Below are 18,170 nucleotides of genomic sequence, written 5' to 3'. Positions count from 1 at the left end.
TGATTTACGATTTTTGATTGATGATTGACGATTTTTGAACGGTTTGCCGCTATAATTAAGATTGAATAAAAATATTTTTACAATCGTAAATCAAAAAATCGTAAATCGTCAATCAATCATAGTCCTACTTTTGTTTCGCTTACGATATAGTCAACAACACTTTTTAGGCTTTTAGTTTCTTCAAAAACTTTCAATTGGCGGTCAGCTCCGCTTCCCATTTTTAAAATTTCATGGATATATTCAACTTCTTTCCTACTACCGAGTTCATCCAAAACATCATCGACAAATTCCATCAATTCTTCGGCAAGGTGAGAGTAAGGTACTTCTATCTCTTTTCCAAAATCAATCAAATTGCCTTGTACGCCGTAGCGAGCAGCACGCCATTTGTTTTCGCTAATTAACATTCGGTGATAAGGGCGAAAACTTAAATTTTGTTGATGAAGTTTATGCAATTTTGCAACAATTGCTTGCATTAAAGCCGCCAAACAGATTGTTTCATCGACTCTCATAGGGATATCACAAATCCTAAATTCTACAGTTGGATAGAAAGGATGTAAACGAATGTCCCACCAAATTTTTTTTCCGTTATCAATACAGTTAGTTTTGATAAGTAAATTTACATAATTATCATATTCAGCTACACTTGAAAAGTAATCTGGAATCCCTGTACGAGGGAATTTATCAAAAACTTTTGAGCGATAAGATTTAAAACCAGTATTTCGGCCACACCAAAATGGTGAATTGGTCGAAAGAGCATAAATATGAGGCAAAAAGTATCTCGCAGCATTAAGGATTTGCATCCCTTCTTCACGACTTGGAATGCCAACATGTACATGCAAACCAAAAATCAAATTAGAACGAGCTACGTCACGCATATCGTCGATAAGCTTGTCGTAACGTGCATCTTCAGTAATAAGTTGTTTTTGCCAATCAGAAAAAGGGTGAGTTCCTGCGGCAGCGATATGAAGGTTTTGTTTTGCAGCCAAATCAAACAACATCCTTCTTAAATAAGTAACTTCTTCACGTGCTTGTTGAATATTCTCACAAACACTCGAAATCATCTCCACTACGGCTTGGTGCATTTCCTGCTTGATTCTTTCTTGCAAAATTACCTGCCCACCCTCAACCAATTTTGACATGTGTGACCTTAGCTCACGTGTTTTTGGGTCAATTGTTTGGAATTCTTCTTCAATACCTAATGTAAATAAAGCCATAGTAAGTTAATGGAGACGGGGTCGCCCGTGCGATGTAAAAATGAATAATTGATAATTACTCTGCAAATTTTACGTTTGACCAAAAAGCCTTCTGAACATTAAAGTTCAGAAGGCTTAAAATATTACTTTTTCTTAGTCGGAGCTTTTTTCTCTGATGCAGTTGGTATATTTGCCACTGCGGCATTGCCAACAAATGTTCCCCAAGTACAGTTATCTTTACCATCTTTTTGAGCAATAGCTCGTTCAATGGCCATTTTTGCTGCATTTTCAACAATCCAGTCATAGTTTGTTTGACCTACCGAATGAATATCTGCATCAGGTGCTGGATTGCAAAAATCAATGGCATAAGGAATCCCATCACGGATTGCAAACTCAACAGTATTGAAATCATAACCCAAAGCATGGTTCAATTTTAGTACATAATCAGTAATGGTTGCCATCAACTTTTTATGCTCTTCACCTTGCGTTTTTGGTTGAGTTGCATATCTCAAATGATGCGGATTTCTTGGTTCATAAGGCATAATATGCACATATTTGCCATTAAGACAATAACAACGATAGTAGTCTGTAAATTGAATTTCTTCTTGTAGTAGCATCACTAACTGACCTGTTTCTGCGTGTTTTTGCCACAAATCATCAGGATTATCAACTCTATAAACGCTTTTCCAGCCGCCACCTGCATGAGGCTTCATGTAGGCAGGAAAACCAATTTGATTAAAAATGTAACCCCAGTCTAAAGGATTTACCAAATTGCGGAAAGATTTTTCAGTGGTATCTGTGGGTCTTTCTCTAGAGGGTAAAAGTACAGTTTTTGGTACTGGAACACCTAATTTCACTGCTAAACAGTTATTAAAAAACTTTTCGTCTGCACTCCACCAAAACGGATTGTTAATAACTGCTGTACCGCAAAGTGCTGCATTTTTGAGATATGCTCTATAAAATGGTACATCTTGCGAAATTCTGTCGATGATCACTGCGTAGTCTGTTGGTACACCTTGCTCGACTTTATCTATTTGAACAGCCTCAGCAATGATGCCTTTTGGAGCAGTTTTATTTACTTGTTCAATAAATGCCCAAGGGAAGGTATCTTCCATTCCAAATAATATGCCTATTTTTTTCATGTTTTTTTACCCTCGATGGGGGACTTGTTTTGATGGTATGTAAATGCTATTGGTTTTTAAAGCTTATTTTTGTATTTTAATATAAAATATCATTTTTAAAGTTCCATTTTTCTGACGTATTCCGAAAACATCATTTTCCATAGGGGCCAATCGTGACTAGCCCAACGTTTCTCATCATACCAATGATTGATCCCTTTATTGCCTAATAGTCTTGACATATTTAAATTGTCTTCTCTACAAATATCCCAATCCGAAGTACCTAATACTATGTTTAAATGATTATATTTCCAACTTTCAGCATTTTGCATAAAGTCCATTGGGTCATTGAAATATACGTTATCATCGTAATAACCCTTCATAAAACTTTTAATACTAAAAGCACCACTCATACTAAATAAATGTGCAACTATATCAGGATATTTTAAGGCAAAATTGGTGCAATGATACCCACCAAAGCTACACCCAGCTACGCCAATTCGATGAACACTACATTCAGTTTGTATAGCTGGTACTAATTCTTCCTTCAAAAATCGAGTATAAAGATTATAATTGTGAATTTTGATTTGTGCAGGTAAATCTTTTGCATAGAAACTATCAAAATCAATACTTGCTACATTATATAGTTTTATCTTTCCTGCGTCAACTAAATCGCTAACGGTATCTAATAATCCAAAATCTTTGTTTTGAAGATAATTTCCCATAGATGTTGGAAACATTAATATAGGATAGCCCCAATGTCCGCTTACCAATAAATCAATGTCTCTTCCCATGATATGAGAATAAAATTTTATGTGTTTTTCTTGCATAAACTTTTTAATATGAAGTTTTTTGAGAGTGCAAAATTCGCACTTTGTTTTTAAACAATAAAATATTTTGCCAAATAATATTTTGATTTTAGTTAATGTTGAAACTTGTAATCTAAGTAAAATTTTGTATTATTATTTATTTAAAAAATAAAATATTGTATTGTTTGTTTTTTCTGATTTGGAATTATGAATTTGTAATTTTGCCGAAACAAATATTTTTTTGAAATATTAACAGAATTTAAGCTATTAAACAAATGATTTCTAATTTTTTTATCAAAAAGAATACTATTTTACTATTTTTGCCCTTTATTTTTTCAATAAAAACCTATTCTCAAGTGCAACAAATTACTTTAATTAATGATTTAAAAATACATTCAAAATTCCTTAAAAGAGATGTAATTTTTGATGTGATTTTACCACCCAATTACGAAAATATTCCAGATAAGCTAAGTGTATTATATTTGAATGATGGGCAGGACATGACTGCTCTAAAAATTGAAAGTACATTAAATAAACTATACCGATCGAATGAAATTATACCATTTGTTTTGGTTGCAATTCATACCAATGAGAATCGAATGAAAGAATATGGCACTGCAGCGATGCCAGATTATAAGCAGAGAGGAAATTTAGCACAACAATACAATGATTTTATAATCAATGAATTATATGTAAAAATTGTTACTAACTACCATGTTTCAAGTCAAAAAGAAGATAATTTTTTTGCAGGCTTTTCGCTCGGCGGCCTATCAGCGATTGATATTGTTTGGGCAAATCCAGACAAATTTTCAAAAGTAGGTGTTTTTAGTGGTTCGTTTTGGTGGCGTAAAAAAGCCTATGAAGATGGGTATGATGATCACAATGATAGAATTATGCATGTTTTAATCAGAAATGGTGTGTTTCATGAAGGACAAAAATTTTGGTTCGAGTGTGGCACTAACGACGAAAAAGATGATAGAAATGGAAATGGAGTAATTGACTCAATTGATGATACCCAAGACTTAATCACTGAATTAATAAACAAAGGTTATCAAAATGGAAAAGATATAAGTTATTATGAAATTAAAGAAGGAGAGCATAATCAACAAACATGGAGTGAAGCTATGCCAATTTTTTTGAAATGGTTGTTTGGGAAAGAGTAGTTTTGATTGAATTGTTAAATTATGTTCTAAAAAGTATGGTTTTATAATATTTTTTTATAAAATTTATGTTCGCTAAATTACAAATACAAAAAAAAAGATGAAAAAAAACTTAACGCTGTTTTTTCTGACCTTTATCATCATGTCAATGATTCCACCTGTCGATTTTTTAACTCAGCAATTAAAATTCCCAAGAGTACAAGCTGCTAATCGAGAAAAAAGGAAAATTGTTGAGGAAATATTGTTGGCTCAGGGTATTAATTCTACGGATTTTGAACTTTTTTTAAGAGGTTTTAAGAAAGAACAAAAACTGGAAGTTTGGGCTAAAAATAAAGGGAATGGGTCTTATGCACTATTAAAAACGTATGATTTTTGTGCGAATACAGGCGTTCTTGGCCCTAAACGTCGTTCAGGTGATAGACAAATCCCAGAAGGTTTTTATATTATTGATTCTTTTAACCCTCAAAGCCAATATCACCTTTCCTTTAGAGTAAATTATCCAAACAAATCTGACTTAGTTTTTGCCGATAAATTAAACCCTGGAGATAATATTTTCATTCATGGAGATTGTGTGACAATTGGATGTATTCCAATTGGGAATGAAAATATCAAAGAATTATACTTGCTTGCCGCCAAAGCAAAAAATGCTGGTGGAACAATCAATGTGCATATATTTCCTTCCAAACTTGATGATATTGCCTATAATAGTTTAAAACAAGAATACGCATCAAACCAGTCGCTTCTGCAATTTTGGTCTTGGCTTAAACCAGCTTATGATGCTTTTGAAAATAATAGAATACTTCCAAATATTGTAATTGACGAAGCTGGAAAATATCTCGTAAATTAATTTTTTTGATATATATATCAAAAGTATGGTATTTATAATGGAATGCCATACTTTTTTTGTGTATTGAGCAGAGCAATAAAATTTTGGCACGCTTTTTTCTTCTCTTAAAAATATAGTTTTAAAATTAGGAACAGTGTTACCCAAATTATACTCTAAATATCATCCTATACTCTTATTTTGCCTGCTTATTTGTTGTTGGCACAGCGTTTCTTCGCAAATAAACTACCAAAAATTCCCAAAAAACAATCAAGTTTTACAAAGGGATAATCAAAACGAGGCTATTTTATCTGTAAAAGGCACTGTGACTGAAAATGGCCACTCTTCTGTTTCACTGATTGTTTTGCAAGATGGGAATGTATTTTCTCAGAATACAATCAATTTAGAAGCATCAAAATCTTTTGACTTTTCGCCAAAACTTAAAGCAGGTAAATACAACTATACGGTAAAATTATACTTAGATGCGACAAGAGAAATGCAAACTGCAACAAGAGTAGCTGTGGGTGATATTTTTCTTATTTACGGTCAATCTAATGCTTTAGGAACTGGTGGCATTGAAACCTATAGACCAGTTCCCAATCCGCTTATTAGATTTTTTGATGTCTTTAATTATGATAATGGCGATAGTGAATGGTTTTTACCGTTTGAAACGTCTCATTGGCCAGGCACTGGAGCGATGGAGCTAATGCGTTATTTATGTGGAAAATATGAATATCCTGTAGGTATTATTCAGGCATCGGTTGGTGGCTCAAATATAAAAGCGTTGAATGACAGAAATACATCAAATCCGACTGATAAGAATACTGATTATGGTAAAATGCTATTGAAGACCGATTTTAGTGATTTGAGAAATCAAATTAAATATATTATTTTTAGACATGGCGAAACAGATGGTTCGTATCCAGTCGAGTCGCAAGAGTACGCTGCCGAATTTGATAAACTTTATAAAAACATAGTTGGTGATTACCCAAATTTAACAAGACTTTTCAATACACAACTTAATATTCTTACGCTTAACAATGGTAAGGCTGCTTCATTGAGGGATTTTCAACGAAGAACAAAATACTTATACCCCAAAATCTCAACAATGAGTACGGTTGGTACAGTTGGCTACGATGGACTTCATTATACGTTAGCTGGGTATTCTCAAACTGCATTTGAACTTTCAAGAATAATTGGGAAAGAAATATATCATGACAACTTGTCTGGACAAGTTTATTCACCTGATTTGCAAAGAGCTTTTTGGGAAAATAACAAATTAGTTTTGGAGTTTGACAATGCCATGCAAATGGTTTATCCTAAAGATACGATTGTTAAAGATTTTCTATATCAAATGAAAAACTTTATCTACATTGATGGAAAAAATGATGTTATTCAAGGAGGAGAAGCGAATGCTAATAAAATTTATTTGACTGTTTCTAACGTACAAAATGCAAAATATGTCTCATATTTACCTTCATCGTACGGTGAATTTGGTTCTTATGTCTATGAAGGTGGACATCTGAAAAATGCGATGGGAATGAGAGCGTTTAGTTTTGATAATGTTGCTATTGGCGGAGATGCACCTATTACGCCACCTGATCCTATTACACCTCCTATTGTTATTATTCCGCCAACACCTCAACCTTCCATTGAACTATCGCTTCTTGCTCATGAAGATATTATGGTTAAGCTTACTTGGAATGGAAATAATCAAACCAAATATCATATCGAGCGTTCGATCGATAATTCAGACAGTTTTGTAGAGATTGGCACTATAAAGGGATATATTTACTATGATACACAAGTAAATTTAGGAAAAACCTATTTTTATAGGATTCATGCTGATAATGCTCCCACAAAACAATCCGGAATTAAAGAAATTACCCTCAAATGTCTCGAAAATGTTAATTTAAAGACATTACCTAATCTTTCTTATGTAGGTGCAAATATTTCTATTGCTGCAATCGTTACAATTAGTAACGCAAAACAACTATATTTGGAGGCTAAAAAGTATATCGATTTGAACCACGGTTTTGATGCTGCTTTGGGAAGTGATTTCTCAGCCGAAATTGGTGGTTGCCAAAACAACTAAACATGCTTCTTTTTTATCAACCTAATATACGGAGTATCTCACGTGAGAATACAAATTTTCTTAATGAAGAAGATTCTCGACATTGTATTAAGGTATTACGTAAAAACTCCAAAGACATCATTCATGTAGTAGATGGAAAAGGGGGGCTTTATGAATGTGAAATAAGCAAACCTAATGATAAGAAGTGTGAATTTACTATTCTTTCTGAACAGCATGATTTTCAGAAAAGTGATATTTATCTTCATATTGCCATTGCTCCAACCAAAAATGCCGACCGTATTGAGTGGTTTATCGAAAAATGTGTTGAAATCGGTATTGATGAAATATCTTTGATTCAAACTATACATTCTGAACGCAAAAATCAGAAAGTTGAACGTCTTGAAAAAATAGCTATTTCAGCAATGAAACAGTCCTTAAAAGCTTATTTGCCTAAAATAAACGAATTGATAGATTTTGACTCCTTTTTAAAAATAATGGAGCAAAGTAAGGTCAAACAAAAATTAATCGCTCATCTGACAGATGATGCTCAACCATTAGTTAAAATTATTGAACCCAATACATCCTATTGTTTATTAATTGGGCCAGAAGGAGATTTTTCAGAGAACGAAGTAATAAAAGCACAAAAATCTGGTTTTCAAGTAGTTATGCTTGGAAAATCAAGACTTAGAACCGAAACAGCTGGTGTGGTAGCTTGTACAATTATTAATTTAATTTAGTATGAAAAACAATATTTTAGTTTTTATCTTTTTATTATTTAAGGTTGTTGTTGTTGCTCAACAACCCACCATCAAAATTGCCAAATTGAAGTACAGTGGGGGAGGCGATTGGTATGCCAATAAGACATCTATGCCTAATTTGATCAAATTTTGCAACCAAAACCTAAAGATGAATCTTTTTCCAGAAGAAGATATTATTGAAGTAGGCGATGTAAACATATTTCAATACCCATTTATTCACATGACTGGACATGGAAATGTGGTTTTTACTGATGGTGAAGTGCAAAATCTTAGAAAATATCTAATTTCTGGAGGGTTTTTACACATTGATGACAATTATGGATTGAATAAATACATTCGCAGGGAAATGAAAAAAGTATTTCCTGAATTAGAATTTGTAGAATTACCTTTTTCGCATCCCGTTTATCAACAAAAATATAAATTTACTAACGGCCTACCGAAAGTTCACGAGCATGAAGGCTTACCACCACAAGGCTTTGGCTTGATTTGGCAAGGTAAATTGGTGTGTTTTTTTAGTTATGAATGTGATTTGGGAAATGGCTGGGAAGATAGGGGTGTGTATAATGACCCCGAAGAAACTCGACAAAAGGCTTTACAAATGGGAGCTAATTTAGTTCAGTATGCTTTTACGAATTATTGAAATTGTATAATTCTATGTAAGTATTTTGTACATTTTAAAGAACTTTTGAAATAGTGATAAATCAAAGCAACATTCGACTTTAGTTTATTGTTTCACTATTATATTTGTATTTTACGAATATTATTCACTTATCAAAATAATTTATAATGGTTGTTGCCTTATCGTTTTTTTTCGGTCATTGGTACTTGTCTTTATTTAGTCAAACTTTCTTTTTGCACCGTTATTCTGCTCACAAAATGTTTACAATGAATAAGTTTTGGGAGCGTTTTTTCTATCTTTTTACTTACGTAACACAAGGTTCATCCTTTTTAAATCCACGCTCTTATGCAATCTTGCATCGCATGCACCACGCATACAGCGACACAGAAAGAGACCCACATTCGCCTCATCACACACAAAATCTATTTACGATGATGTGGAAAACAAAAGAAATTTATAGGGCTTTATTGAATTACAAATTCAAAATCGAGGAACGTTTTGAGAAAGATTTGCCAGAATGGAATTTGGTAGATAAAATTGGCGATAACTGGGTTTCTCGATTAGCTTGGGGAATTGGTTATATCGCTTTTTATGTCATTGGATTTATGTATTTTGATGTGCATTGGGGATTTTTCTTTCTATTACCAATTCACTTTTTGATGGGTCCAATTCATGGTGCGATTGTTAATTGGAGTGGACATAAATATGGTTACCAAAATTTTGATAACCATGATGAATCGAAAAACTCATTAATTGTTGACATTTTAATGATGGGTGAATTATTTCAAAATAATCACCATAAACACCCAATGTCAATCAATTTTGCTAAAAAATGGTATGAAATTGATCCAACTTACCCTGTAATAAAGTTTTTAACTTGGACTAAAATCATTACTCCTAAAAAAGGATGATTTTAGTTCTGAGTTCTGAATGCTGAGTTCTGAGTTTTTCAGGATTCGGCATTTTTTATTTTGAACTCAGAACTCAGAACTCAAGACTCAGCACTCTTTTTTTCCTCTTCATCAATATGTCTTTTCAGACTTCGGCAAGTACTCTCTAAAATTTCAATCATTTTTTTATCTCCAGTTGCATCTGCAATCAATTGAGCCACATTTCCTACAATATCGACGGCAAAGTGTTTCATTTCATCGACAGGCATTTCTTTTGTCCAAAGATTGATACCGAGAAGTCCACGATGATAATGATCCCATACACTGATAGCAATGGCTCTACTTTCATTGATTCCTTCATTGGGATTTTCGGTAGCGTCCCAAAATATTTTTTCAGGAATTCGGTTGCTGTCGAGCTCGACAGTAAAATTAATTTCAGATTTGTTCATAAAATTCTACAATAACGATTACTATTAAGAAATTAGTTTTTACCTTAGAAAGTTCAATTTGTTTATTTTAAATTACTAATGAAAATATTTGAGTCCTTCACTTGCGGGAGAGTACAGGAAGGGATATTTTTGTTTTTAGTATTATTTTGATATTTAACATCATTCTTTTTACAAAAAAACTATTATTTTAAACTCTTAACCTAAACACTAATGAATGCAATCTTAGGTATTATTTTTCACTTCATAGGGGGCTTTGCTTCGGGTAGCTTTTATATCCCATACAAAAAAGTAAAAGGCTGGGCTTGGGAAAGTTATTGGATCGTTGGAGGACTTTGCTCTTGGTTGATAGTACCTCCTTTGGCCGCTTACATTACTATACCTAATTTTGGAAATATTATTTCAGAAACGGCTGGAAATACTTTATTTTGGACTTATTTAATGGGTTTACTTTGGGGTATTGGCGGACTTACTTATGGTCTCGGGGTGCGTTATCTTGGTGTATCATTAGGAAGTTCGGTTATACTTGGTTTATGCTCAGTATTTGGCTCAATCATACCTTCAATCTATTATAATTTTGTACCTACTGCTGGTAAAGATACTATTAATGATTTAATGACTACTAACTGGGGGCAGATGGTTTTACTGGGGCTATTTGTTTGTGTGATTGGAATTGTCATTTGTGGGAAAGCTGGTGGTATGAAAGATAATGACCTCATAGGTGATGGAAAAAGTGATGATGAGTTTCAACTTACCAAAGGCTTGATTTTGGCAGTTATTTCTGGCGTGTTGAGTGCTTGTTTTAGTTTTGGTATTGAAGCGGGTTCAAGTATGTCAAAAATAGCTAACGAATTATGGGTAGCACAAAACCCAGGTCAAGGAGAGTTTTTGTATAGAAATAATGTAGTGTATGTGGTTGTACTTTGGGGAGGATTGACCACAAACCTTATCTGGTGTATGTATTTAAATGCAAAAAACAAGACTTTTGGTGATTATACCAATACCAAAACACCGCTTTTGAAAAACTACATTTTCTCGGCTATTGCTGGTACAACATGGTTTTTACAATTTTTCTTTTATGGCATGGGCGAAAGTAAATTAGGAAATGGGCCAAGCTCATGGATTTTACACATGGCATTTATTATATTAGTCGCAAATTCATGGGGATTAATTTTAAAAGAATGGAAAGGCGTTTCAAAGAAAACACTAATCACTATTAGTGCAGGCATTTTGACAATTATTCTTTCAGTATTATTAGTCGGATATGGTAATTCGTTGAAATAAGGTAGGGATTAGAAAGTAAGAATTAGGTTATAGAATTTTTTTTTAATTTAAAATGATATTAAATAACCTAATTCCTAAAACCTACTTCCTCTCCTCTTATGAAGCTCCAAATACTCTTTTTAAGAGCTCTGTTGTGCGTGCCAATGGGTTTTCTCTAATTCTTGCTTCTTCTTCTTCCACTAAAATAAATAAGCCATCAATGGCTTTTTGGGTAGCATATCCTTTTAAATCAGGATTAACTTTTTGAGTAAATGGCAGAGCATTATAGGTTGTTGCCAAATCAGTATAATATTTTGTAGCTTGTGTTTTTTGTAATGCCTTTTCTATGGTTGGCATAAAGGCCTGAACTAATGCTGCTGAGGTTGTGCGTTTTAAAAACATCGTAGCAGCATTTTTATCTCCTCGTAAAATTCCCCAAGCATCGGAAAATGACATATTTAAAATTGCATTGATAAAAATTGGTTTAGCTTCTTTGGCAGCTTCCTCTGCACCACGATTAAGAGAAATAACAAATTTATCAACTTCGCTCCCTAAACCAACCTTACGTAGTGCATTTTCAACTCTTTGTACTTCTGGAGGGAAAGGGATTTTTATTTTAGGATTCAAGTAATAACCATTCATTTTTGAAGCACTATCTGCACCCTTATTTATTCCAACTTTTAAAGCTTCTTTCAAACCCATAACCACATCATCATTTGTTAATGCCCCACTTTGGGTTTGGTCAATGATTCCTCCTAAAACTTTACCTAAATTAATTTTTTGCCCTGCACAGCTTTGGAATGTTAAAATGCTGATAATTAAGGAAATAGAAAGTATTTGTTTCATTTTATACTATTTTTTGTGATTGTTTTATGAATTATTGATTGTCTTACTAACGAATGAACAATGAAAATTGTATTTTTGTGCAAATAAAGTTTCAAATGCTTTACATCTAATTTCAAAAAGGACGTAATCTAGAATAAAATTCAACAAAATTTAAAAATTTACATTTAATATTTTATCAATGAGACTCATTTTAGCTGAAGTAGTAACAATTGGAGACGAAATTTTGTATGGGCAAATCACCGATACAAATACACAATGGATGAGTACTGAACTGGATAAAATTGGTATCAAAACAGTTCGTAAATCTTCTGTAGGAGACCAAGAAGATAAAATATTGCAAATTTTTGAAGAAGCAGAAAGTCGTGCAGATATTATTTTATTGACTGGTGGACTTGGACCAACAAAAGATGACATTACTAAGAAAACTTTATGCAAGTATTTTAATGATGAATTGGTTATTAATGAAGATGCTTTAGCATTTATCACTGATTTCTTCACAAAGAGAGGGCGACCGATGACTGAATTAAATCGTTTACAAGCGGCCGTACCAAGTCGTTGTACTTATTTAGCCAATAAAACGGGAACAGCTCCTGGAATGTGGTTTGAACATAAAGGAAAAATATTTGTTTCAATGCCTGGTGTACCGCATGAAATGAAATATTTAATGACCAATGAAGTAATTCCACGTCTAAAAAAATATTTTGAAACACCAGTTATTTATCATAAAATGATTCGTACAATTGGTGTGGGTGAATCATTCTTAGCTGAAAAAATTGAAAATTGGGAAGATAGTCTTCCCGAACATATTAAATTGGCTTATTTGCCAAGTTTTGGACAAGTCAGATTACGATTGACTGCAGTAGGACAGGATGAGGAAGTTTTAAAACAAGAGGTACAAGCAGAAATAGATAAAGTTTTACCTTTAATTGAAACATCCGTTTTTGGTTTTGATAATGATGATTTAGAAGTAGCGATTGGGAAAAGTTTGAAAGCTAAAGGTTTGACAGTTTCGGCAGCCGAAAGTTGTACAGGTGGTTATATTTCGCATTTATTTACAAAAGTTCCGGGTAGTTCGGCCTACTTTATGGGTAGTGTTGTTAGTTATGACAATTCTGTTAAAATCAATGTATTAGGCGTAAAAGCAGAAACAATAGCAGAATATGGAGCAGTAAGTGGCGAAACAGTAACTCAAATGGCAGAGGGTGTTCTGAAACTAATGAAGACAGATTTTGCAATTGCTACGAGTGGTGTTGCTGGACCCGACGGAGGAACGCCCGAAAAGCCAGTTGGTACATTATGGATCGCTTGTGCAATGGAAGGCAAGACAATTGCTCGAAAATTACAAATGTCGAATCAAAGAGATACAAATATTAATTATGGAAGCGTTGTAGCTCTGAATCTTTTACGAAAAATGCTTAATGGTGATTATGAAATGTAGGAAGTAGGAATTAGGAATTGGGAATTAGGAATTAGGAATTAGAAATTAGGTATTGGGAATTAGGTTTATGGCCTACGACCTACTACCTAAGACTTACAGCCTGGTCTCTAACCCCTAAGTCCTAACCCCTAAGTCCTAAAACCTAAAATAAAATGGCTTTAGTTGAAATGATAATGCCTAAAATGGGCGAAAGTATTTTTGAATGTACAGTTTTGAATTGGCTCAAAAATGTTGGTGAATATGTTGAAGCTGATGATATGATATTGGAGGTTGCCACCGATAAAATTGATACAGAAATTGGTGCGTCACATTCAGGAGTTATCAAACAATTTTTGGTTCAGAAAGGAGAAATTGCTATGATTGGCAATCCGATTTGCATTATTGAAACAGATAGTGAGTCGGTTGGAAATAACTCGGTTGTAGTTAATGTTGAACCTGAATTAAAACAGGCATTGCCAGAAATTGAAAAACAAATTGCTGTTGCATCAAGCTTAACAACAAATACAGAGCTAAAATCAATTGGCTCAAATAATCGTTTTTATTCACCTTTGGTTTTAAATATTGCCAAGGAGGAGGGCGTTTCATCTGAACAATTAGATGCAATCATTGGCACAGGTTTAGATAATCGAGTAACAAAGGATGATATTTTATCATACTTGAAGGAACGTTCTGATAGTAATAAAATCACTGTTCCCATTTCGCCAGTTATCGAATTTAGTGGTAATGATCAAATCATCGAAATGGATAGAATGCGTAAGATGATCGCAGAGCGGATGATCGAATCGAAGCGAATCTCAGCTCATGTTACTTCATTTGTTGAAACTGATATGACCAATGTGGCTTTGTGGAGAGAAAAAGTAAAAGGTCAGTTTAAAAAAGAAACAGGAGAGAATATAACTTTTACCCCTATTCTGATCGAGGCAGTTGTGAAAGCTATTAAAGATTTTCCATTAATTAATGTGCAAGTTGATGGTGATAAAATCATCAAAAAAGGAAAAATAAATATTGGAATGGCTGTGGCTTTGGCAAATGGCAATTTGATAGTGCCTGTGGTACATGATGCTGATTCATATAGTTTGATTGGCTTGACAAAAAAAGTCAATGACCTTGCTAATCGAGCAAGAGTGAATAAATTAAAAGGTGATGATTTAGCTGATGGAACATTTACGGTTTCAAATATTGGTAGTTTCGGAAATATTGCTGGCACTCCGATTATTATGCAGCCACAAGTGGCAATTATTGCTTTTGGAGTAATTCAGAAAAAAGTTTCAGTGATTGAAACACCTTATGGTGATACAATCGGAATTCGTCAAAAAATGATTATTTCTCATTCTTATGACCATAGAGTAGTGGATGGTTCTCTTGGCGGACAATTCGTAAAGAGAGTTGCTGATTATTTAGAAAACTTTGATTTTGATAGAAAATTGTTTTAAAAGATATCTTACCCTTAAAATTTAAAATTAATATACTAATGAGGCATGATAATTGTCGTTTTTGAATTGTTACATTAGTAAAGATTTTATTGTTTTGGGGTATAAATAAAAGCATCGAAGGATCTTCGATGCTTTTTTCATTTATATTACACGGCGATTTTTAGTAAAATGTTTTTAAAAACAAAAATAAACCATGAACTTTGGAGTCAAAAAAGTGATGTATGATGAACAATGAGCGATAAAAAAAATCTAACTCAATGTTTTTAACTCATAACTCATATCTCAGCACTCATAACTCTATAAAATGCTTTTCAATTCGTTCGAATTTCTTGTTTTTTTTCCGCTTGTTACCCTCATTTATTTTGCACTTCCGCACAAATATCGCTGGTTTCATCTATTATTGGCAAGCTGTGTGTTTTATAGTTTCTTCATCTTGGAGTATATTCTTATACTTTTCTTCACTATTATCATTGATTATTTTGCAGGAATTTGGATTGAAGAGTCAAAAGGGAGAAGTCGAAAATCGGCCTTAATAATGAGCCTTGTTGCTAATATTGGAGTTTTAGCAGTCTTTAAATATTACAATTTTTTTGTTGACAATTTTAATTCCATTTTATTTAAAATAAACCCCGATCAACTTATTCCACATTGGAATATTATATTACCAATCGGCTTGTCATTTCATACATTTCAAGCCATGAGTTATACGATTGAAGTATATCGAGGAAATCAAAAAGCTGAACGACATTTTGGGATTTATGCACTTTATGTGATGTTTTATCCGCAATTAGTTGCTGGCCCAATCGAACGCCCGCAGAACGTAATTCATCAGTTTTATGAAAAACATAAGTTTGATTACAATTTAGCAGTTAGCGGACTTAGATTAATGCTTTGGGGTATGTTTAAAAAGGTGGTAATTGCCGATAGGCTGGCAGTTTTTGTGAACCATATTTATAATAATCCAACTGATTATCAAGGGCTTCCACTAATTATTGCTACACTTTTTTTTACATTTCAAATCTATTGTGATTTTTCTGGTTATTCAGATATTGCTATTGGAGCTGCACGTGTGATGGGTTTTGAATTGATGAAAAACTTTGATAGACCTTACCTTTCTAAATCAATTTCTGAGTTTTGGCGTCGTTGGCATATATCGCTTTCTACTTGGTTTCGAGATTATTTGTACATTCCTTTGGGAGGGAATAGAGTTTCAAAAACAAGACGTTATTTCAACTTATTTTTTGTATTTATGATGAGCGGACTTTGGCATGGAGCCAATTGGCATTATGTTGTTTGGGGAGCTTTACACGGAGTTTATTTAATTTTCGGACAACTAACAAAAGACATTCAAGACAAAGCGTTCTCTCTTGTAAAAGTACCATTCATAGAGAAAGGTATTCAAGCAATTATTACTTTTTCATTGGCATCTTTTGCATGGATTTTTTTTAGAGCCAACACAAATGCTGATTCAGTTTATATTGTAAAAAACCTTTTTAAAACTAATTCTCATTCATTCGAGCAAATTCTTGGGATGATTGGTGAAAATGATTTATATTTAATCATTATTTCATTTTTTATACTGGAAGTCGTACAGTGGTTGCAAAGAGGGCGAAGTATTGCTGCTTGGTTTGATGCAAAGCCAAAATGGCAACGTTGGGGAGCTTATTATTTGATTTTAATGTTGATTTTGTGCTATGGAGTTTATAATAATTCGCAATTTATTTACTTCCAATTTTAATTTAAGTAAACAACTTTCTAAATAATACACACATTTATTATAATTTTTAATAAAATTTAAATTTTAAAGATATGAATGAAGGCTTTGACCCAATAGAAATTGCTGAACTCAAAAAAGAGTGTGAGCAAGAAGGACAGAATTATGTAATCGTTGAAGATGAAGATGGCATGAACGATTCAGGCGAGTTTGCCCATTTTCAGTTTGTCGGAAATTATGAAGGGAAAGAGGTTATTTATGATGCTGTAATGGGAACTTTACGCCTAAATCATAGTTCTTTGGTTTTTGAAGAAGCCGAAATTCGAATGAAAAAAGCATATCCAAACTACATCGAAATTGAGAGGAGAAAACCCAATTACAAAGTAGATGAAGAAATGGAATTGATGCTAGAAGAAATTATTGAAGAATTGGAAGAAGAGGAAGATTTTAAGGTTTCAGAATTTGTAGAAGTAGAAACTGATTTTGAATATGGTATTGGTCTTGATATTGCACTAAATGTGGAAGAGATTGATAATGAGGTGATTACAAAGTTTGTCAATGATTTTAATGCAGGTACTTTGAAACTCGACCCAACGCTTTATAGCTTTTCGAGTTTAGAAGAGTAGAACAAGTTTTCAACTTGTTCTTTAACAAAAAGCTTAAAGCTTTTTAAACAATTTGAAAAATTGTTCTACAGTTTTTATGGAAAATAAAAAAAACAATCAGTTTACTGGTACAACAAATTATGTCGCAACTCGTGAGCTACAAACGGCTGTCAATGCCTCAGTTGCTTTACAGAGGCCACTTTTGATTAAAGGAGAGCCAGGCACTGGAAAAACATTATTGGCATTTGAAGTAGCCAAATCACTTGGAAAACAATTGTTTACTTGGCATATTAAATCTACAACATCTGCTCAACAAGGTTTATATGAATATGATGCTGTCTCAAGGCTTAGAGATTCTCAATTGGGTGATGATCGTGTAAATCATGTAGAAAATTACATAAAAAAAGGAAAGATTTGGGAAGCTTTTCAGACAGAAGACCAATCAGTGCTTTTAATTGATGAAATTGATAAGGCTGATATTGAGTTTCCTAATGATTTGTTGCAAGAACTCGATCGAATGGAGTTTTATTGCTATGAAACTAAGCAAACGATCAAAGCAAAACACCGACCGATTATCATTATCACCTCAAATAATGAAAAGGAATTGCCTGATGCTTTTCTTCGCCGTTGCTTTTTTCATTTTATTCGTTTTCCTGACAAAGAAACAATGCAGCAAATTGTTGATGTTCATTATCCAAAGTTAGAAGAGACGCTTTTGAATAATGCCATGAAAACTTTTTTTGGCATTCGGGAAGTAAAAAATCTAAAGAAAAAGCCTTCTACAAGCGAGTTGATTGACTGGATAAGATTACTGTTGGTTGGTCATGTCACGGCAGAGGATTTAGATGATTTGAATAAAATGAATGAAATTCCTCCATTTTTGGGAGCATTATTGAAAAATGAATCGGATTATGATTTGTTTAAGGCTTTGAGAGAGAAGGGTATAAAATAATCAAGTAAGACGGACGTTTCGCCACTTTG

General features: G+C 33.2%; 17 protein-coding genes. 12 read left to right on the top strand and 5 right to left on the bottom strand.

The genetic code is table 11. The features are described from left to right. Positions 1–116: 116 nt before the first annotated feature. The 3 genes from ACQUQZ_RS11395 to ACQUQZ_RS11385 all read right to left on the bottom strand — a co-directional run bounded on the left by ACQUQZ_RS11395 (position 117) and on the right by ACQUQZ_RS11385 (position 3,141). Positions 117–1,214 carry a carboxylate-amine ligase gene (locus ACQUQZ_RS11395; RefSeq protein ID WP_435355056.1) on the bottom strand — a complete coding sequence of 366 codons (1,098 nt, stop codon included), beginning with the start codon at positions 1,212–1,214 and terminating at the stop codon, positions 117–119. A gap of 122 nt (positions 1,215–1,336) precedes the next feature. Beyond that, positions 1,337–2,335 (bottom strand): ATP-grasp domain-containing protein, encoded by a 999-nt coding sequence (locus tag ACQUQZ_RS11390; protein WP_435355055.1) that lies wholly within the window; start codon positions 2,333–2,335, stop codon positions 1,337–1,339. A 95-nt stretch (positions 2,336–2,430) separates the two neighbouring features. Continuing rightward, the gene (locus tag ACQUQZ_RS11385; protein WP_435355054.1) at positions 2,431–3,141 is read right to left on the bottom strand and encodes an alpha/beta fold hydrolase; all 711 of its coding nucleotides are present in this window, start codon (positions 3,139–3,141) and stop codon (positions 2,431–2,433) included. A 335-nt stretch (positions 3,142–3,476) separates the two neighbouring features. Here ACQUQZ_RS11385 and ACQUQZ_RS11380 point away from each other — a divergent pair, with 335 nt between their 5' ends. The 6 genes from ACQUQZ_RS11380 to ACQUQZ_RS11355 all read left to right on the top strand — a co-directional run bounded on the left by ACQUQZ_RS11380 (position 3,477) and on the right by ACQUQZ_RS11355 (position 9,465). Then, positions 3,477–4,283: an alpha/beta hydrolase gene (locus tag ACQUQZ_RS11380; RefSeq protein WP_435355053.1), complete on the top strand. Its 807-nt coding sequence runs from the start codon at positions 3,477–3,479 to the stop codon at positions 4,281–4,283. Between the two features lie 97 nt (positions 4,284–4,380). Further along, positions 4,381–5,127: a L,D-transpeptidase family protein gene (locus ACQUQZ_RS11375; RefSeq protein ID WP_435355052.1), complete on the top strand. Its 747-nt coding sequence runs from the start codon at positions 4,381–4,383 to the stop codon at positions 5,125–5,127. A gap of 301 nt (positions 5,128–5,428) precedes the next feature. Then, positions 5,429–7,198 (top strand): sialate O-acetylesterase, encoded by a 1,770-nt coding sequence (locus tag ACQUQZ_RS11370; RefSeq protein ID WP_435355051.1) that lies wholly within the window; start codon positions 5,429–5,431, stop codon positions 7,196–7,198. 2 nt (positions 7,199–7,200) lie between these two features. Further along, positions 7,201–7,914 carry a 16S rRNA (uracil(1498)-N(3))-methyltransferase gene (locus tag ACQUQZ_RS11365; RefSeq protein WP_435355050.1) on the top strand — a complete coding sequence of 238 codons (714 nt, stop codon included), beginning with the start codon at positions 7,201–7,203 and terminating at the stop codon, positions 7,912–7,914. A gap of 1 nt (position 7,915) precedes the next feature. After that, entirely contained in the window at positions 7,916–8,575 is a 660-nt protein-coding gene (locus tag ACQUQZ_RS11360; RefSeq protein ID WP_435355049.1) for a DUF4159 domain-containing protein, read from the top strand. A 146-nt stretch (positions 8,576–8,721) separates the two neighbouring features. Next, complete coding sequence (locus ACQUQZ_RS11355; protein WP_435355048.1) at positions 8,722–9,465, top strand: acyl-CoA desaturase; 744 nt, start codon at positions 8,722–8,724, stop codon at positions 9,463–9,465. Between the two features lie 80 nt (positions 9,466–9,545). Here ACQUQZ_RS11355 and gldC read toward each other — a convergent pair whose 3' ends face one another. Next, positions 9,546–9,893: a gliding motility protein GldC gene (gene gldC / locus ACQUQZ_RS11350; RefSeq protein WP_435355047.1), complete on the bottom strand. Its 348-nt coding sequence runs from the start codon at positions 9,891–9,893 to the stop codon at positions 9,546–9,548. 210 nt (positions 9,894–10,103) lie between these two features. On the opposite strand from gldC, the gene rhaT reads away from it, so the two are divergent. Continuing rightward, positions 10,104–11,174 carry an L-rhamnose/proton symporter RhaT gene (gene rhaT / locus ACQUQZ_RS11345; RefSeq protein WP_435355046.1) on the top strand — a complete coding sequence of 357 codons (1,071 nt, stop codon included), beginning with the start codon at positions 10,104–10,106 and terminating at the stop codon, positions 11,172–11,174. A 96-nt stretch (positions 11,175–11,270) separates the two neighbouring features. Here rhaT and ACQUQZ_RS11340 read toward each other — a convergent pair whose 3' ends face one another. After that, positions 11,271–11,999, bottom strand: coding sequence for a DUF4197 domain-containing protein (locus tag ACQUQZ_RS11340; protein ID WP_435355045.1), 729 nt, complete (start codon positions 11,997–11,999; stop codon positions 11,271–11,273). Between the two features lie 178 nt (positions 12,000–12,177). Here ACQUQZ_RS11340 and ACQUQZ_RS11335 point away from each other — a divergent pair, with 178 nt between their 5' ends. The 5 genes from ACQUQZ_RS11335 to ACQUQZ_RS11315 all read left to right on the top strand — a co-directional run bounded on the left by ACQUQZ_RS11335 (position 12,178) and on the right by ACQUQZ_RS11315 (position 18,141). Further along, on the top strand, positions 12,178–13,437 hold the full coding sequence (locus ACQUQZ_RS11335) for a competence/damage-inducible protein A (RefSeq protein WP_435355044.1): 1,260 nt from the start codon (positions 12,178–12,180) through the stop codon (positions 13,435–13,437). Positions 13,438–13,589: 152 nt separating this feature from the next. Next, positions 13,590–14,870, top strand: coding sequence for a dihydrolipoamide acetyltransferase family protein (locus ACQUQZ_RS11330; RefSeq protein WP_435355043.1), 1,281 nt, complete (start codon positions 13,590–13,592; stop codon positions 14,868–14,870). Between the two features lie 304 nt (positions 14,871–15,174). Beyond that, positions 15,175–16,608, top strand: a complete 1,434-nt coding sequence (locus ACQUQZ_RS11325; protein WP_435355042.1) for an MBOAT family O-acyltransferase — start codon at positions 15,175–15,177, stop codon at positions 16,606–16,608. 71 nt (positions 16,609–16,679) lie between these two features. Beyond that, a complete protein-coding gene (locus ACQUQZ_RS11320; protein ID WP_435355041.1) occupies positions 16,680–17,210 on the top strand; it encodes a hypothetical protein in 531 nt (176 codons plus the stop codon). Between the two features lie 76 nt (positions 17,211–17,286). Next, entirely contained in the window at positions 17,287–18,141 is an 855-nt protein-coding gene (locus tag ACQUQZ_RS11315; RefSeq protein WP_435355040.1) for an AAA family ATPase, read from the top strand. Positions 18,142–18,170: the final 29 nt, after the last annotated feature.

It is taken from the genome of Emticicia sp. SJ17W-69 (assembly GCF_051209875.1).
Taxonomy (GTDB): domain Bacteria; phylum Bacteroidota; class Bacteroidia; order Cytophagales; family Spirosomataceae; genus Emticicia.
This window is presented reverse-complemented; position numbering and strand designations above follow the sequence as displayed.